The 14,494-nt window shown below is 53.0% G+C and carries 18 protein-coding genes; 9 read left to right on the plus strand and 9 right to left on the minus strand.

The genetic code is table 11. The features are described from left to right. Positions 1–47: 47 nt before the first annotated feature. Together FHT67_RS23840 and FHT67_RS23845 are read right to left on the minus strand one after the other, a co-directional pair. Positions 48–272: a hypothetical protein gene (locus tag FHT67_RS23840; protein WP_167201540.1), complete on the minus strand. Its 225-nt coding sequence runs from the start codon at positions 270–272 to the stop codon at positions 48–50. Positions 273–295: 23 nt separating this feature from the next. After that, a complete protein-coding gene (locus FHT67_RS23845; protein WP_167201541.1) occupies positions 296–1,003 on the minus strand; it encodes a DNA alkylation repair protein in 708 nt (235 codons plus the stop codon). A 210-nt stretch (positions 1,004–1,213) separates the two neighbouring features. Here FHT67_RS23845 and FHT67_RS23850 point away from each other — a divergent pair, with 210 nt between their 5' ends. Next, on the plus strand, positions 1,214–2,278 hold the full coding sequence (locus FHT67_RS23850; RefSeq protein WP_167201542.1) for an SDR family oxidoreductase: 1,065 nt from the start codon (positions 1,214–1,216) through the stop codon (positions 2,276–2,278). Here the strand turns inward: FHT67_RS23850 and FHT67_RS23855 are convergent. From FHT67_RS23855 to FHT67_RS23865, 3 genes are all read right to left on the minus strand, one after another. Further along, positions 2,268–2,651 (minus strand): winged helix-turn-helix transcriptional regulator, encoded by a 384-nt coding sequence (locus tag FHT67_RS23855; RefSeq protein ID WP_167201543.1) that lies wholly within the window; start codon positions 2,649–2,651, stop codon positions 2,268–2,270. The two genes, FHT67_RS23850 and FHT67_RS23855, sit on opposite strands and share 11 nt — an antisense overlap. 107 nt (positions 2,652–2,758) lie before the next feature. Then, positions 2,759–3,385: a nitroreductase family protein gene (locus FHT67_RS23860; RefSeq protein ID WP_132308211.1), complete on the minus strand. Its 627-nt coding sequence runs from the start codon at positions 3,383–3,385 to the stop codon at positions 2,759–2,761. Between the two features lie 98 nt (positions 3,386–3,483). Beyond that, positions 3,484–3,831, minus strand: coding sequence for a winged helix-turn-helix transcriptional regulator (locus tag FHT67_RS23865; RefSeq protein WP_132308209.1), 348 nt, complete (start codon positions 3,829–3,831; stop codon positions 3,484–3,486). A gap of 141 nt (positions 3,832–3,972) precedes the next feature. Between FHT67_RS23865 and FHT67_RS23870 the strand changes: the two genes are divergently transcribed. Further along, positions 3,973–4,863 (plus strand): alpha/beta fold hydrolase, encoded by an 891-nt coding sequence (locus FHT67_RS23870; RefSeq protein WP_132308207.1) that lies wholly within the window; start codon positions 3,973–3,975, stop codon positions 4,861–4,863. Continuing rightward, complete coding sequence (locus FHT67_RS23875; protein WP_167201544.1) at positions 4,860–5,369, plus strand: dihydrofolate reductase family protein; 510 nt, start codon at positions 4,860–4,862, stop codon at positions 5,367–5,369. The genes FHT67_RS23870 and FHT67_RS23875 overlap by 4 nt, the downstream gene beginning before the upstream one ends. Positions 5,370–5,386: 17 nt before the next feature. On the opposite strand, the gene FHT67_RS23880 is transcribed toward FHT67_RS23875, so the two are convergent. Beyond that, positions 5,387–5,740 carry a winged helix-turn-helix transcriptional regulator gene (locus tag FHT67_RS23880; RefSeq protein WP_132308203.1) on the minus strand — a complete coding sequence of 118 codons (354 nt, stop codon included), beginning with the start codon at positions 5,738–5,740 and terminating at the stop codon, positions 5,387–5,389. Between the two features lie 139 nt (positions 5,741–5,879). Here FHT67_RS23880 and FHT67_RS23885 point away from each other — a divergent pair, with 139 nt between their 5' ends. Next, on the plus strand, positions 5,880–6,233 hold the full coding sequence (locus FHT67_RS23885; protein ID WP_167201545.1) for a DoxX family protein: 354 nt from the start codon (positions 5,880–5,882) through the stop codon (positions 6,231–6,233). An 89-nt stretch (positions 6,234–6,322) separates the two neighbouring features. Here the strand turns inward: FHT67_RS23885 and FHT67_RS23890 are convergent, their stop codons facing one another. After that, the gene (locus tag FHT67_RS23890) at positions 6,323–7,165 is read right to left on the minus strand and encodes an SDR family oxidoreductase (RefSeq protein WP_132308199.1); all 843 of its coding nucleotides are present in this window, start codon (positions 7,163–7,165) and stop codon (positions 6,323–6,325) included. 134 nt (positions 7,166–7,299) lie between these two features. On the opposite strand from FHT67_RS23890, the gene FHT67_RS23895 reads away from it, so the two are divergent. The 5 genes from FHT67_RS23895 to FHT67_RS23915 all read left to right on the plus strand — a co-directional run bounded on the left by FHT67_RS23895 (position 7,300) and on the right by FHT67_RS23915 (position 12,392). After that, on the plus strand, positions 7,300–7,869 hold the full coding sequence (locus FHT67_RS23895) for a TetR family transcriptional regulator (RefSeq protein WP_132308197.1): 570 nt from the start codon (positions 7,300–7,302) through the stop codon (positions 7,867–7,869). A gap of 149 nt (positions 7,870–8,018) precedes the next feature. Continuing rightward, on the plus strand, positions 8,019–8,897 hold the full coding sequence (locus FHT67_RS23900) for an aminoglycoside phosphotransferase family protein (protein WP_167201599.1): 879 nt from the start codon (positions 8,019–8,021) through the stop codon (positions 8,895–8,897). Between the two features lie 203 nt (positions 8,898–9,100). After that, positions 9,101–10,615 carry an MDR family MFS transporter gene (locus FHT67_RS23905; RefSeq protein WP_167201546.1) on the plus strand — a complete coding sequence of 505 codons (1,515 nt, stop codon included), beginning with the start codon at positions 9,101–9,103 and terminating at the stop codon, positions 10,613–10,615. Positions 10,616–10,660: 45 nt separating this feature from the next. Further along, positions 10,661–11,623, plus strand: coding sequence for a helix-turn-helix transcriptional regulator (locus FHT67_RS23910; protein ID WP_167201547.1), 963 nt, complete (start codon positions 10,661–10,663; stop codon positions 11,621–11,623). 25 nt (positions 11,624–11,648) lie between these two features. Next, on the plus strand, positions 11,649–12,392 hold the full coding sequence (locus tag FHT67_RS23915; RefSeq protein WP_132308191.1) for an SDR family NAD(P)-dependent oxidoreductase: 744 nt from the start codon (positions 11,649–11,651) through the stop codon (positions 12,390–12,392). 108 nt (positions 12,393–12,500) lie between these two features. On the opposite strand, the gene FHT67_RS23920 is transcribed toward FHT67_RS23915, so the two are convergent. Together FHT67_RS23920 and ptsP are read right to left on the minus strand one after the other, a co-directional pair. Then, positions 12,501–12,764 (minus strand): HPr family phosphocarrier protein, encoded by a 264-nt coding sequence (locus FHT67_RS23920; RefSeq protein WP_167201548.1) that lies wholly within the window; start codon positions 12,762–12,764, stop codon positions 12,501–12,503. Beyond that, positions 12,764–14,482, minus strand: a complete 1,719-nt coding sequence (gene ptsP / locus FHT67_RS23925; RefSeq protein ID WP_167201549.1) for a phosphoenolpyruvate--protein phosphotransferase — start codon at positions 14,480–14,482, stop codon at positions 12,764–12,766. Before ptsP ends, FHT67_RS23920 begins: the two co-directional genes overlap by 1 nt. Between the last annotated feature and the right edge of the window lie 12 nt (positions 14,483–14,494).

A 14,494-nucleotide genomic window follows, 5' to 3' on the forward strand; every position in this document is an offset into this window, starting at 1 on the left:
TACCTCAGTAAAAAAGGCACCCGGAATCCGGATGCCTTTATCACTATTTAACGAAAGAGATCGACCAGTATCACCGAAGCGGCAATAATGACCGAAGACGTTATGATAAGAAAGCCGATAACTCTGATGGGACGAGGCATTGTACTAAGGTCGGGTTTTCTGAGGGGACCGCCTCCCTCCACGTTTTGAAGCGGATAAAGCTGCTCGTCAACATACTGAGGATGAATCTGCTCTCTTTGCGGCTGGGTTTCATGGATATTGTCTTCACTCATTTCCATACCCCCTAAAGCTCAGCCTAACATCTTACATACTTGCGTTTGAAGCCTACCTGCCCTCTTCCCAAAAACTTCTCAATATTAACGGTAGCGTTAATGAACTTGCTTTTTTTCATGCCTTGGCCGACCTCTACGGGACCTACTTCATTCGCAATCTCAACCGCCTTATCATGAAGCGGCTTGTAGGATATCGCCACCGTGTACAGGAAATTGTTCATCGAATATTTCGTCCGCTCGGGAGCACCGTGGATCGTATTTTTGACCAGCTCCAGCATACCGGCGATTTTGTCTTCGGAGAACTCGCTGTCCTTGCGATTGCCAAGCAGCCAGCAGTAGCAGCTCCAGCCCGCCGACATCTTCAGCTCTTCGCCGCTTGCAATCCATTTATCCGACACCTTTTGGGCGATATCCGTCTCGGATAAGGTGACCGCGACCACATAGTCGGAGATCATATAGAAATAGGCGCCGTCGATCCACCGTTCGAAATCGGCCTCCGTCATCGCCTTCGGATCGGCAATGATCCCGGCGAAGTACATCGCATCGTAATTGCCCGTTGCGTACAGCTGATCAGCCAGCGCCTGATTATGTTTGATTTTGCGGAAAATAGGCTTCATCTCGCCTGTCGCCACGCCAAACAACGGTTCGTGCGCGCCGTTCCCCATATAAATCTTCTTGGTTCTTTCCTTGCCAAGCCCTTCAAGCTCCTGCATGACCTCTTCTAGATTCATTGTTCGCACTTCCTTTGGAGTGGTTTGTTGTCCAAGTCCATAGCCGTCTTCCTTGAATATACCATAAAACGATAGCAGAAGGCTTCGGCATAACGATCCCGCGCCCTGCTCATCGTTACTTGAAAGTGCGTATAGGAGTTGAAAGTGCGTACTTCACGGCTTCTCCTTTCTGTTTCACAATAGTGTTCAGAAGCAGAGGAGGAATGTGAGATGAAAACAACAGTCACATCAAAAACCGCTCTGGTCGTTGGGGCGAACGGCGTGATCGGACGAAACCTTATTGATCATCTTGGTACGCTTTCCGATTGGGATATTATCGGAGTGTCGCGCCGCGGCGGAGAGGATTCAGAACGGGTGCGATATATCGCGGTTGATCTTCTGGACGAAAAGGATACCCGGGAGAGGTTGAGCGGATTGACCGACGTTACGCATATCTTTTATGCCGCCTATCAGGACCGGCCTACATGGGCCGAACTTGTGGCTCCTAACCTTGCCATGCTCGTAAATGCAGTCAATGCTATTGAACCCATCGCGCCGAATCTGCGGCATATCAGCCTCATGCAAGGCTATAAAGTGTACGGGGCGCATCTGGGTCCCTTCAAGACGCCGGCGCGCGAGACGGACGCCTATCATATGCCGCCCGAATTTAACGTCGATCAGCAGCAATTTCTGGAACGGCGGCAGCCCGGAAGCAGCTGGACCTGGTCGGCCCTGCGCCCCTCGGTCGTATGCGGCTTTGGGCTTGGAAATCCCATGAATCTGGCGATGGTTATCGCCGTCTACGCTTCTATGTCCAAGGAGCTTGGACTGCCGCTTCGTTTCCCGGGAAAGCCAGGTGCTTATCACAGCTTGCTGGAAATGACCGATGCGAACCTGCTTGCCCGCGCGACCGTATGGGCGGCTACCGACGAGCGCTGCGCCAATCAGGCCTTTAATATTACAAACGGCGACCTCTTTAGGTGGAACGAGCTTTGGCCGAAGATCGCGGCCTATTTCGACCTTGAGACCGCCCCTCCGTTACCAATGTCGCTCGAGCTCGTTATGGCTGACAAAGAACCGCTCTGGAATGCCATGATTGATAAATACGATTTGCGGAAAATCAGCTACAAAGACGTATCCTCTTGGCGCTTCGGGGATTTCGTGTTCTCCTGGGATTACGACTTCTTTGCGGACGGCTCGAAAGCGCGCCGTTTCGGCTTCCATGATTTCATCGATACCGAACAGATGTTTATAGACATCTTCGAAGACTTCCGCAAGCGCAGGGTCATTCCTTGATTCCCTCGTTTATCGCCGGCGGCCGGAACAGAACCTTGCCTTTGCCGCCGTATTTTTTATCGATATACCCGTCGCCCCACCGGCACATGGCATGCAGGATATCCTTCAGGCTCCACCCATAGTCCGTTAGCTCGTATTCGACCTTCGGAGGCACTTGATTATAAGAAATGCGGTTGACGATGCCATCCCTCGTTAATTCGTTCAGCTGCTGCGTCAGCACTTTTTGAGATATGTCCGGGATCAGGCGCAGAAATTCTCCATTGCGCTTCTTGCCGAACGTAAGATGGAACAAAATAACCGGCTTCCATTTGCCTCCGATCGCTTCAAGAGTAGCTTCGACCGCGGTATTGAAAATTTTCTCCTCATTCTGCATAGACTGGAATCGCCTCCTATGCTCAACTTTATCATTTTACCTCCAACGGGAGTACCGTTCTGAAGCAAAAATAAAGGGCGTCCAAATGCGGACGCCCTTACCGTGTATTAGAAGCGTTCGAAGCTCACGAACTCGCCAACCGGCTTGCGGTAGCCTCGTACCCGGCGGTTCGACGTATCCTCTTTCCCGATGCCTATGAGCAATGCGGGAACATAACGATCCGGCACGTCCAGCGCCTTCATCATGGCATCCGGATCAAAGCCGATCATCGGGCTCGTGTCCCAGCCTTTCTCTTTGGCTGCGAGCATAAACAGCATGGCGGATAGATTCGCGTTGCGGATGGCCTCATCCCGTTTGAAAGCCTCGCCGCGCTCTTCGTAGAACTGCTGAACGGACTCGACGGTATGATCAAACTCTTGTTTATTAATAACGCCGAGATGCAGCAGCCCTTCATTGATCTCCGCCGCATTATGATGCGCATCCAGATGGCCTAGAACAAGAATAACGGCCGAAGCGGTTTGCACTTTATACTGCTTGTTCGCCGCTTCATACACCTTCTGCTTGATTCCCTCGTCCCTCACGACAATATAACGCGCATGCTGCAGGTTGAAGGACGATGGAACGTATTTGACAAGATCAAAAATCTCATTGAGCTCTTTATCCTCAATCGAAATCCCTTTAATAAATTTGTTTGCCGATCTTCTCTCGGTTACTACGGATACGAAATCTGTCATTTCGCCCGCCTCCTCTATGTAAAGTGTACGAGATTTATATATCTTTAATTTAATTATCTCAATTTTAAGATATATGAAATGGAAAAGCAAGCCTTTTTTTATGCCTGCCTGCTCTCCTTCTTCTCCTGTGCCAAATAGGCGCCATACTGCTGGGTCCACGTCCACATCGCTTCAAAAATCGGCTTCAGGCCCTGGCCGCTCTCCGTCAGTTCATATTCGACATGCAGCGGTACGCCCGGATAAATCGTGCGGGTGACAATTCCCTTCTCCTCTAACAACCGCAGGCGGTCCGTTAAGGTTTTGGGGCTGATGGGCTCCAGCTTGCGGCGCAATTCTCCAAATCGCCGGGTCCCGTTAAACAGTTCGAAGAGAAGAAGAAGCATCCATTTGCCATCTAAAATCCCCAGAATCGGTTCTACCGTGCCCGGACAGGACTGGTCCATCATCCTGCTTCCCTCCCATAGTTCATTTTTTGAAACTATTGCACATTAATGTAACTACTTTTCAAATGTACCATACCTCCCTTATGATGTGAATCAAGCAAGAGAAAAAAAGTTAATAAATGGGTTCGAAGAGGAGGCTGAACGTTGAAAAGACCTTTTAAGTTAGATCCTGCAGAGTATCCGTTTACCGATCATTGGCTGCCCTACCGTGACGGCTGCATTCACTACCTGGATGAAGGGCAAGGACCAACGGTTCTTCTGCTGCACGGCAATCCGACTTGGTCATACCTGTACAGGAATGTGATCAAAGAGCTTCGCGGGGAATACCGTCTCGTTGCTCCGGATTACCCGGGGTTTGGCATGTCGACGGCTCCCGAAGGCTATCGGTTTACGCCGCAAGAGCAGTCGGAAGCCATTCAATATCTCATTCGCCATTTGGACCTACGGGACTTTGTTCTTGTCGTTCAGGATTGGGGAGGTCCAATCGGGTTGAACTACGCCGTACAGCACCGCGCGAACCTTCGCGGGATCGTCGTGATGAATACATGGGCCTGGCCGGCGACCATTTTACCGATGAAACTGTTCTCGCTTGTTATGGGGGGATGGCCAATCGGGTATTGGCTTCAGACACGCCGCAATTTTTTCGCCAAAGCGATTGTGCCACACGGGATTTACCAGACCGGCAAAGTGACGGACAGCTTGCGAAAAGCTTACACCGACCCGTTCCCTACCCCGAAATCCAGAATACCTACCTGGGTCTTTCCGGGACAGATCCGCAAGGCGCGGGCGTGGCTCGCCGGTATCGAATCGAAACTGTCGAACTTGGCCGATTTGCCCGCCCATATTCTATGGGGAACAAAGGACAGCGCGGGCTTCCCGCTCGGGCAAATGGTCAAATGGCAGCGCTATTTGCCTTTAAATGAAACCGAAATTCTGGAGGATGCCTCGCATTATGTACAGGAGGACCGGCCGGACCGGGTAGCGGCATCCATTCGGGGAGTTATGAACAGAACAAGAGGAGGAGTATTACGATGAAAACGATTCTATGGGCAACGTTAAGCGCCAACGGAAATTACGCGCAATCGAGTCCCGAAAACCCGCCAACCAAGGAAGCCTTGCAAGACTTCGCGGCGCAGGCTGGAGCGGCAGGGAACTTTATTGTAGGACGCCGGACCTTCGAAGGAATGCGGGGCAGCGGCAACCCCGGCCCATTCGGCGAAATCGACATCGTGGTCATCTCCAGGAACACGGCGGAGATCCCCGGGGTAAAGGTGGCGAAATCGCCGCAAGATGCCTTGGAATACCTGCAGGAGCGAGGGCATCATACCGCTCTCGTCAGCGGTGGGGCGGATATCCACAATTCGTTTCTGGCTTCGGGTCTGGTAGACGAATTGATCTTTAACGTGGCGCCTGTATTAGAGGGTAAAGGGTTAAATCTTGTCATAGACAAAGATCGGTACCAATTCAAGCCTGTGGAACTGTTGGACTGCAAGCCGCTGGGCGGCGGTGTCGTTCAACTGCGTTACGGCATCGACAGATAGTTGCAGTTGCACGCGGATCACTCGGACTTCTTCTCTAAACGATCTGCCCCATGCAGTAATTCCATATGCTCGGCATGAGCCTCTCCCCAGTCGTTCATTACCTGCAGCACTTTGCTTAATCCTTGGCCGTATTCCGATATGGAATATTCCACCTTAGGGGGAACCTGGTTATATACCTCGCGGTGAACGATATCGTTGTGCTCAAGCTCTCTTAATTGTTGGGTAAGCATTCTTTTGTTAATGTCCGGTATGGCTTTAAGAAGCTCGCTGAATCGCATTGTCCCGTTGGCGATAAGCTGGAGCAAAATAACCGGCTTCCACTTGCCGATCAATATATCGAGCGCCGATTCGAACTTGCAATATTGCTTCATGATCTCTCCACCCCTTATGCTGCGCTAGGTAACTTTTTATTTACTTTGTCTAGATAAAGTGCCTACTTCCTTCTATGGCTTAACAGGTCTATTATACCTTACAGGACAGCTAATAGAGATCAGGAGGACGTTATAAATCATGAATATTGCGTTGTGGATTATTCAAGGGCTTACGGCCCTAGGCTTTATTTACTCGGGGTGGTTGAAGGCTTTCCAATACGAAAAAGCCAAGGCCTCCTGGGGTTGGGTAAAAGACCTCCCGAAGGGACTTGTCGCCTTTATCGGACTGGCGGAGCTGCTTGGAGCCATTGGAGTTATTCTTCCCGAAGCGCTCGGTATCGCGCCAATCTTGACGCCAAGCGCGGCTGCCGCGCTTGCCGCTGTTGTCTTGCTTGGAGCGGCACTCCATCTTGCGCGCAAGGAGTACCGGGAACTTGGCGTCAACCTTGTCTTCTTCCTGCTAGCCGCGTTGGTTGCCATTGGCCGTTTCTAAGCTGCGTCATCCGGCGCCGCAAAAAATCGCCCTCCTCCTGGGGGCAGCCCAGGTAGACGGCGGTTTTATCCAATGATAAGTTCCTTGGCTTAGCTTTCTTTCGGAAAATCAGTCGAGAAGGCGAGCTCCTTCTGCGACTCCAGCTCTTGAAGACGGCTGGTCAGCGCCTGATGAATGACCTGGTAGCAGTCGCTGCCAAGGGCGATTCTTTTGGGCGCGGGATGCTGGTCAACGCTGTCGATCATAATAGCGGCCATCTTGGCCGGATCGCCGATGGAGACGGCTGTTTTATCCTCTACGATCCTTCTGGCATGCGCTGCCGGAGAGATATCGTAAGCCTCCATTCTTGAGGCAAGCTTTATGCTGTGATGCCTAAAGTTCGTACGCGCTCCGCCCGGCTCCACGATTGTAATGCCGATATTGAAAGGAGCTACTTCCTGCATAACGGCTTCGATAAAGCCCTCGATCCCCCACTTCGTCGCATGATAGAGCGACCCGCCCGCAAAAGCGGCTTGTCCGCCTACCGTAGAGAGCTGTATGATTCGTCCGCCGCCCTGCGAGCGCAGGTGGGGCAAGGAAGCCCGCACCAGCTGGATGGAACCAACAAGGTTGGTATTAATCTGATGGGTAATCTGTTCATCCGTCAATTCCTCCGCCGCGCCGATAAGGCCGTAACCCGCATTGCTGACGACAACGTCGATCGTGCCCAATTGATCGAAGGCCTGGTTAACAACCGTATAGATAGCCGGGGTGTCCGTCACGTCAAGGCGAGCCACCCATAGGAGGTCGCCGTATTTTTCCTTAAGATCATCCACCACGTCCAGCTTACGCACCGTACCCGCCACGCGGTCGCCCCGCTCCAGAAGCTGCTCGGTCATATGCCGGCCAAAGCCGCTGCTAATCCCCGTAATAAACCAAGTCCGTTGTGCCATTGTTTATTCCTTCTTTCGTTGAGGTTCTGATCAGCATCAACTTTTATAACTAACCAGTTAGTCAAATATAATTCTTTCTAACCGGTTAGTCAAGTATGATATACTGGGGCAAAATGAACGGAGGATGATTACCGATGAGAAATGCCGAAGCGACGCGCGAACGGATTCTGGAAGCCGCCATGGACGAATTCTCCACATTCGGCATTGCGGGGGCGCGGGTCGACCGCATTGCAAGAACCGCCGGCTGCAACAAAAACTTGATCTATATTTATTTTGAAAATAAGGAAACGCTCTTCACCACGGTTCTTCAAAAGCATCTCGACCAAGCATTTGAAGGCATTCCCTTCTCGGTTGACGATATTCCGGGGTTTGCCGTCACCGTATTCGATTTCGCTATGGCGAATCCGAAGATTATGCGGCTGCTTATGTGGTACACGCTGGAGCAGAATACGGTCAGCAGCCTTCCCGTACGCGATGTCGCCCATGAACGGAAGATAGACAAAATAAGCGAAGCGCAAGCAAACGGCCGTATAAACTCAGCCCTTCCCCCTGCCTTTCTTCTTACGTCCATCATGACGATTGCGACTTCCTGGGCGGCAACCAATCCGTTTGGCCCCGGCCTTAACCCGGATGCGGCGAAGAATCAAGATGCTTTGCGGGAATCCGTCGTCAAAGCCGTCGAGCTGCTGCTCCAAGCAAAATAACGAAACGCCTTATGCATGCCAGTCCGCTAGACGGCATGCATAAGGCGTTTTTTATGTTATAGCCGTTCTCTCCTTTGAAAGGGGTGAGCCGGGTTGTTATGATTAAGGTACATTACGACGCAGGAACCAATCAAGAAAGAGGCGAGGACATGATTGAAATGACGACTGAACTGGTTCGTAGATTGATTAGCGGTCAATTTCCGGAATGGAGGGGCCTGGAAATAAGGCCCGTTGAAAAAAGCGGACACGATAACCGTACCTACCGGCTGGGCAGCGAAATGACGGTGCGCCTGCCGAGCCATGAACGTTACGCCTCGGCCGTTGCCAAGGAGTTAACCTGGCTTCCCGTGTTCAAGCCTCTTCTGTCTATGCCTATACCCGATCCCGTGGCGCAAGGCATGCCTACCGCGGAATACCCTCTGCCATGGTCGGTTAACCGCTGGATCGAAGGCGATACCGTTACGCATGCCAACATCCGCGACCTTAACGAATTCGCCGAGGACCTCGCCGGTTTTCTGAAGGAGCTTCAAGCCATCGATGCTGCGGACGGCATCCCGGCAGGCATACAAAACTTCCATCGCGGGGGAAACTTATCCGTATACGATCAAGATTCCAGATCGGTCATTGAGAAGCTGGACGGGGAGTACGACCGGAAGGTTCTCACCGAGATTTGGGAGCTTTCCCTTGCGACGAAATATGAATCGGCCCCATTATGGCTTCATGGCGACGTAGCCGTAGGCAATCTGCTTGCTCGGAACGGCCGGCTGTCCGGCGTCATCGACTTCGGAACCATGGGGGTTGGCGACCCCTCCAGCGATCTGGTGATGGCATGGAACTTTTTCGACGAATCCAGCCGCAAAGTATTTCTGAATGCCATGAAGGCAGACCGGGATACCGTTAACCGCGCACGCGGCTGGGCCTTATGGAAGGCGCTTATTACGTACGCCTGGAATGAGCCGGGCTCGGAGGCTTCGAATTGGGGCAAGCGTGTTATCGACGTTATCGTTCAAGACTACAGGACGCCGTAACCGGCGTATCCCTCAAAATTGACATAACGGGTCCATTCTGCATGTGAAATTCACAAGGCGCTGCTGATGTAGCGTCTTTTTTTATATAAAAATATATCAGGAAGCCTTTCTTCCCTGACACACTGTTGTCAACAAGGGTAGCTTATGATGATCTCAGATGATTGTTCAGCAATCCATTAGGGAGAAGAAAGGACTGGTATGGAATGAAGAATAAATTAGGCGCCATCATTGGAGGACTGCTGCTGGCCATTCTAATGGCATCGATGGACAACACGGTTGTGTCTACGGCGATTGGCACCATCGTGGGAGAGATGGGGGGACTCGATAAGTTCGTCTGGGTCACTACCGCATATATGGTCGCGGAAATGGCCTGTATGCCGATCTTCGGCAAGCTCTCCGATATGTACGGCCGCAAGCGGTTTTTCATCTTTGGGATTATCGTGTTTATGATCGGTTCTGCACTTTGCGGAATGGCCCATTCCATTATCGAGCTAAGCATCTATCGCGCTGTTCAAGGGGTTGGAGCCGGCGCGATGGTATCCATTGCGTTTACGATTTTGTTCGATGTGGTGTCCCCGAAGGACCGCGGCAAAATGATGGGGGCGTTCGGAGCGGTATTTGGCTTATCCAGCGTAGTCGGCCCCTTGCTCGGCGGCTATATGACCGATCACCTCAACTGGTCGTGGATCTTCTATATTAACCTTCCGCTTGGCTTCATTGCCCTGCTGATGATCGCTTTGTTCTACAAGGAATCGGCTGCCCACTCGAAGCAGCGTATCGACTGGGCCGGATCTATTCTGCTCGTTGGAGCCGTTGTCTGCTTCATATTCGCTCTAGAACTCGGCGGCAAGACCTATGCCTGGGATTCCCCGCAAATTGTCGGTCTGTTCGCGGGATTTGCCGTGCTTGCCTTCCTGCTTGTTCTGGTCGAGAGAAAAGCGCCCGAACCGATTATTTCGTTCGGCTTATTCCGCAGCAGACTGTACACCACAAGCAATCTGGTTGCTATGCTTAGCGGCGCGGCTTACATGACGGCAGCGATTTTTATTCCGATCTACGTGCAGGGCGTCATTGGCGGATCCGCCTCTAACTCCGGTCTGACCCTTTTGCCCATGATGGTCGGGTCGGTTATCACCGCAACGCTCGGCGGATTCCTCATGACGAAGCTGCAATACCGGACGATTATGATAGGAACGCTGTCCATCCTGCTCATAGGCCTTGCTCTGCTCTCGCAAATTACGGTAGAATCTTCTCGACTTTTCATCACGGGAATTATGATTCTGATCGGACTTGGAATCGGCGCTTCCTTCTCGGTATTAAGCAGCTCGGTGCTTCATTCGTTCCCTGCGGCTCAGCGGGGCGCGGCAAGCTCGACCTTGAACTTCAACCGTTCGCTTGGCATGTCGCTTGGCATTACCGTCTTCGGAATTATCCAAAGCCACAGCATGCTCTCGAAGCTTACCGAGTCGCTTGGCAATGGCGCGGTTCCGGCCGGCTTGAATTTAGACGATCCGCATTCCTTGCTGAATCCGGCATTCCGGCAGACCGTCGATCCCCAGCTTCTGGATACGATAACGGCAGGGCTGTCGAGCTCGATTGGCGCTACCTTTGCCTGGAGCCTGATTCCTGCGGCATTAGCGTTAGTTGCGGCATTTCTGATGTCGAAGGACAAAATGGAGGCGGCTGCCGAAGGAGAAGAATACGCGGCCGCACATTAATCATATAACGGCAGGCTCGGGCATGCCGGTTTAGGAGAGATAACGATGAAGCTGGAACGGTTAATGGCCATTACGATTTTGCTGCTTAATCGAAAGCGGGTGCAAGCGCAGGAGCTGGCGGACCAGCTCGAAGTGTCCCTGCGGACCATCTATCGCGATCTCGATTCGCTCGGTCAGGCCGGCATTCCCATTGTCTCCTATACCGGCATGGAGGGCGGCTATGAGATCATGGACAGCTTCCGGCTGGACCGGCAGCTCTTGTCCTTTGACGAGCTGTCCGCTCTGTTCACGGCGCTTCGCGGTCTGGAGTCGACAAACGCCTATGACCGCTCAAATATGGATCTCCTTCTGAGCAAGGTCGGAGCCATGGTGGCGCAGGCCGAGCAGGGCCGGACAGGTGAGGGAGACCGTATTCAGGTCGACTTCACCCCTTGGAAGAACAGCGAAGAGGATCAAGCGCGGTACGACCAGCTCCGCCTGGCGGTAAATGACCGTAAGCTGATCCGGTTTCATTATACGAGCAGAACCGGCGGCGAGCAGGAGCGCGAGATCGAGCCCATGGGGCTTGTCCTGAAGAATTATTCCTGGTATCTTCACGGCTATTGCCGCTTGCGGGAGGATTTTCGCATCTTCAAGCTGACGCGGATCCGGCAATTAAAGGTCCAGGCAGGCACCTTTACAAGACGGACAGAGTCGCTGGAGCAGCTGAACGACAGGTGGCATTCACCGGGGAGAAGAGAGACAGGCGAGGGAATTCCCGTCGTCCTGCAGTTTAAAGCGGCGGCTGCCTTATCCGTAATGGACCATTTCGACGAAAAAAATATCGAACGGCTGCCGGACGGACAGCTTATTGTGCGCATGACCTACTCAAGCGAGCATTGGCTGATCCGCAACGTGCTTCATTATACGACCGATGTTATTGTGCTTGAGCCCGCTTCGGTTGCGGCAAAGATCAGGCAAACTGCTCTCTCTATCGCGTGCCAATACGGCGGGTTGGAGCAGGAATAGTCACTCTGAAGGAGGTTTGCCCGTTATGCCCTTGCAAGGAAAAGTAGCGATTGTTACAGGCGGCGCTCAGGGGATTGGGAGAGCGGCGTGCATACAGCTCGCCAAACAGGGAGCGAAGGTTGCAGTGAGTGATTTCGAAAGGGATTTAACCGCGACGGTCTCCGAAATTAAGGCAAACGGTGGCGAAGCCGTAGCCATTCCGGCCGATGCCCGCAGCAAGGAGCAAATGGAACAGCTGGCCCAGACCGTCATTCGTACCTTTGGACGAATCGATGTACTCGTATGCGGCGCAAGACAAATAGCCGGGACGGCCAGCTTCGCCGAGCACTCCTGGGAAACCTTCAAACGTGAATTGACCAACGAATTAAAGGCAGTCTTTGAGCCAACGAAAGCGGTAATAGGAGTAATGACGGAGCAGCAATCCGGCCGGATTATCTACTTGTCCGGCACGGAGGGCAAGGACCCTACCCCGCACTATATCGCCTTTGGCACAGCAAAAGGAGGCCTTGATTCCTTTGCCCGGTATATTGCGCAAGAATATGGCCCCTACGGGATTTCCGCCAATGTTGTGGCACCCGGATTCGTCAGGTCCGATGAGGCCTTCATGATCTCCGAGGAAGAGAGCCGCGTGATCGGCGGCTTCACCCCGCTTGGCCGAATAGCCGAGCCGGAGGATGTAGCCGGCGTGATTGCTTTTCTCGCCGGGGATGGCGCGCGGTTCCTGACGGGTACTTACACGCCCGTTGCCGGCGGCCTTGTCATGGAGTGAGGCTATCAAAACAGAAAAAGCTTAATCAAGTTCCTGAAACGGAGTAACCGGTGTAAAAACAAGGAAGGCCCGCTGCAGCTGCTGCAGCGGGCTTTCCTATCATGAACGCTATTCTTCGTAGATCTTAGTCAGCATAGCGCCTAGGGCGATAAGCGCCTCTTCCTCGCGCTCGCCGTCCACTTCCAGCGTAACCTCGTCGCCTTGTGCCAGACCTAGGGTTAACAGGCCAAGCGAGCTTTTGCCGTTCACTTTTTTTGTCCCTTTGATCAGCTTAACACTGCAAGGGAACTCCGATGCCGCTTGAACAAAAAGCTTCGAAGGACGGGCATGGAACCCGGATGGATGGATAACGGTATAGGTTTGCGATAGCATTATTGTGGTCTCCTTTGCTTAACGAATTGTTGGACTTCCTCCTGCGTGCTCATGGCAAGGGCTTCTTCCGCCAGAGCCGCCCATTCCGGCTTGGACAGCTGCCGGACCAGCTCTCGGGCGGGCAATATGGAGCCCGCGCTCATGCTGAACTCGTCTAATCCCATTCCGAGAAGGAGAGGAATGGCTGTCTGGTCGCCCGCCATTTCGCCGCACATGCCGGCCCAAATGCCGGCCCGTTCAGCTGCCTTGATGACCATGTTCACGAGTCTCAGGATAGACGGATGATAAGGCTGATACAGATAAGCCACCGATTCGTTCATGCGGTCGGCTGCCATGGTGTATTGGATCAGATCGTTTGTACCGATGCTGAAGAAATCGACTTCCTTCGCGAAAATATCGGCGCCAATCGCGGCTGCCGGAATTTCGATCATCATTCCCACTTCGATCGTACCGGACACCTGAACACCTTCCTGCTCCAGCTTCGCGCGTTCTTCCTCAAGGATACGCTTCGCTTCGCGAAGCTCGCTCAGCACCGCAATCATCGGGAACATAATGTTCAGCTTGCCATGCACGCTTGCCCGGAGCAAGGCCCGGAGCTGGGTACGGAACAAGTCCTCCCGCGTGAGGCATAAACGAAGCGCGCGCAGTCCCAGAAACGGGTTGCTTTCCTTAGGCAGCTCCAGATAAGGAAGCTCCTTATCCCCGCCGATATCCAGCGTGCGAATAACGACGCGTTTGCCGTCTAATTTCTCAAGCACATGCTTGTAAATCTGAAACTGCTCTTCTTCCGTCGGGAATGTATTGCGTCCCATATAGAGAAACTCCGTGCGGAACAATCCAACGCCGTCGGCGCCATTCTCCAGCACTTTGTCCAGGTCTTCAATGCTACCAATGTTGGCCGCAAGCTCGAGATGCTCGCCATCGGCCGTTACCGACGGCTGCTCAGCCAGGCGCTTCAGCTGTACTCTGCGCTCGTCGTATTGCTTCTTCTTCTCCTGATATTCGGCCAGCACTTCCTCCGAAGGATCCGCAATCACTTTGCCTTCCGTCGCATCCATAATGACCAGCGCGCCATCCTCAACGGCTGCTGCCGAAGGGCCTGCGCCTACTATCGCGGGAATCTCAAGGGATCGCGCCATAATAGCGGAATGCGAAGTACGGCTTCCGATCTCCGTTACAAAGCCGCGGATATAATTCAGGTCCAGCTGCGCGGTATCCGACGGCGTCAGATCCTCTGCCAGGATAATGGTCTCCTCGGAAATGCCGGACAGCGAAGCGTACGGCTTGCCGATCAGGTGGCTCATCACCCGCCCGGAGACGTCCTTGACATCGGCCGCGCGCTCGCGGACCATCTCATTGTCCAGCTCAAGAAGCATCTCGACAACGGCTGTCGTCACTTCGTGCAAAGCGTATTCCGCATTAAGCTTCTCGTCTGCGATTTTGTCCAGCACCGAGTCCACAAGATCCGGGTCTTCCAGCAGGAAAAGATGCGCTTCGAAAATCTCGGCCTTTTGCGCGCCTAACCTTTGCTCGGTCTTTAAGCGGATCTCTTCGATCTCGCCTTTGGATTTTTCAATAGCCTGCCGGAAACGGCCGGCTTCCGCCTCAGCATCCGTAATCGTCTGCCGCTGCGGGATATAGGGGGAATGGTTGAACCGAAATGCCTTTGCGATAGCCACTCCGGGAGATGCGGCAACACCGGTTATTATATTTGCCATACTGCGTACCTC

The sequence above is a fragment of the Paenibacillus sp. BK720 genome, assembly GCF_011761545.1.
Taxonomy (GTDB): Bacteria; Bacillota; Bacilli; order Paenibacillales; family Paenibacillaceae; genus Pristimantibacillus.

Excerpts from the sequence above, each read along its gene's own strand:
- FHT67_RS23905 (WP_167201546.1), top strand. The coding sequence starts at position 9,101 with ATGAAGAATAAATTAGGCGCCATCATTGGAGGACTGCTGCTGGCCATT.
- FHT67_RS23845 (WP_167201541.1), bottom strand. The coding sequence starts at position 1,003 with ATGAATCTAGAAGAGGTCATGCAGGAGCTTGAAGGGCTTGGCAAGGAA.
- FHT67_RS23900 (WP_167201599.1), top strand. The coding sequence starts at position 8,019 with ATGATTGAAATGACGACTGAACTGGTTCGTAGATTGATTAGCGGTCAA.
- FHT67_RS23895 (WP_132308197.1), top strand. The coding sequence starts at position 7,300 with ATGAGAAATGCCGAAGCGACGCGCGAACGGATTCTGGAAGCCGCCATG.
- FHT67_RS23890 (WP_132308199.1), bottom strand. The coding sequence starts at position 7,165 with ATGGCACAACGGACTTGGTTTATTACGGGGATTAGCAGCGGCTTTGGC.
- FHT67_RS23840 (WP_167201540.1), bottom strand. The coding sequence starts at position 272 with ATGAGTGAAGACAATATCCATGAAACCCAGCCGCAAAGAGAGCAGATT.
- FHT67_RS23885 (WP_167201545.1), top strand. The coding sequence starts at position 5,880 with ATGAATATTGCGTTGTGGATTATTCAAGGGCTTACGGCCCTAGGCTTT.
- ptsP (WP_167201549.1), bottom strand. The coding sequence starts at position 14,482 with ATGGCAAATATAATAACCGGTGTTGCCGCATCTCCCGGAGTGGCTATC.
- FHT67_RS23910 (WP_167201547.1), top strand. The coding sequence starts at position 10,661 with ATGAAGCTGGAACGGTTAATGGCCATTACGATTTTGCTGCTTAATCGA.
- FHT67_RS23875 (WP_167201544.1), top strand. The coding sequence starts at position 4,860 with ATGAAAACGATTCTATGGGCAACGTTAAGCGCCAACGGAAATTACGCG.
- FHT67_RS23860 (WP_132308211.1), bottom strand. The coding sequence starts at position 3,385 with ATGACAGATTTCGTATCCGTAGTAACCGAGAGAAGATCGGCAAACAAA.
- FHT67_RS23915 (WP_132308191.1), top strand. The coding sequence starts at position 11,649 with ATGCCCTTGCAAGGAAAAGTAGCGATTGTTACAGGCGGCGCTCAGGGG.
- FHT67_RS23880 (WP_132308203.1), bottom strand. The coding sequence starts at position 5,740 with ATGAAGCAATATTGCAAGTTCGAATCGGCGCTCGATATATTGATCGGC.
- FHT67_RS23920 (WP_167201548.1), bottom strand. The coding sequence starts at position 12,764 with ATGCTATCGCAAACCTATACCGTTATCCATCCATCCGGGTTCCATGCC.
- FHT67_RS23865 (WP_132308209.1), bottom strand. The coding sequence starts at position 3,831 with ATGATGGACCAGTCCTGTCCGGGCACGGTAGAACCGATTCTGGGGATT.
- FHT67_RS23855 (WP_167201543.1), bottom strand. The coding sequence starts at position 2,651 with ATGCAGAATGAGGAGAAAATTTTCAATACCGCGGTCGAAGCTACTCTT.
- FHT67_RS23850 (WP_167201542.1), top strand. The coding sequence starts at position 1,214 with ATGAAAACAACAGTCACATCAAAAACCGCTCTGGTCGTTGGGGCGAAC.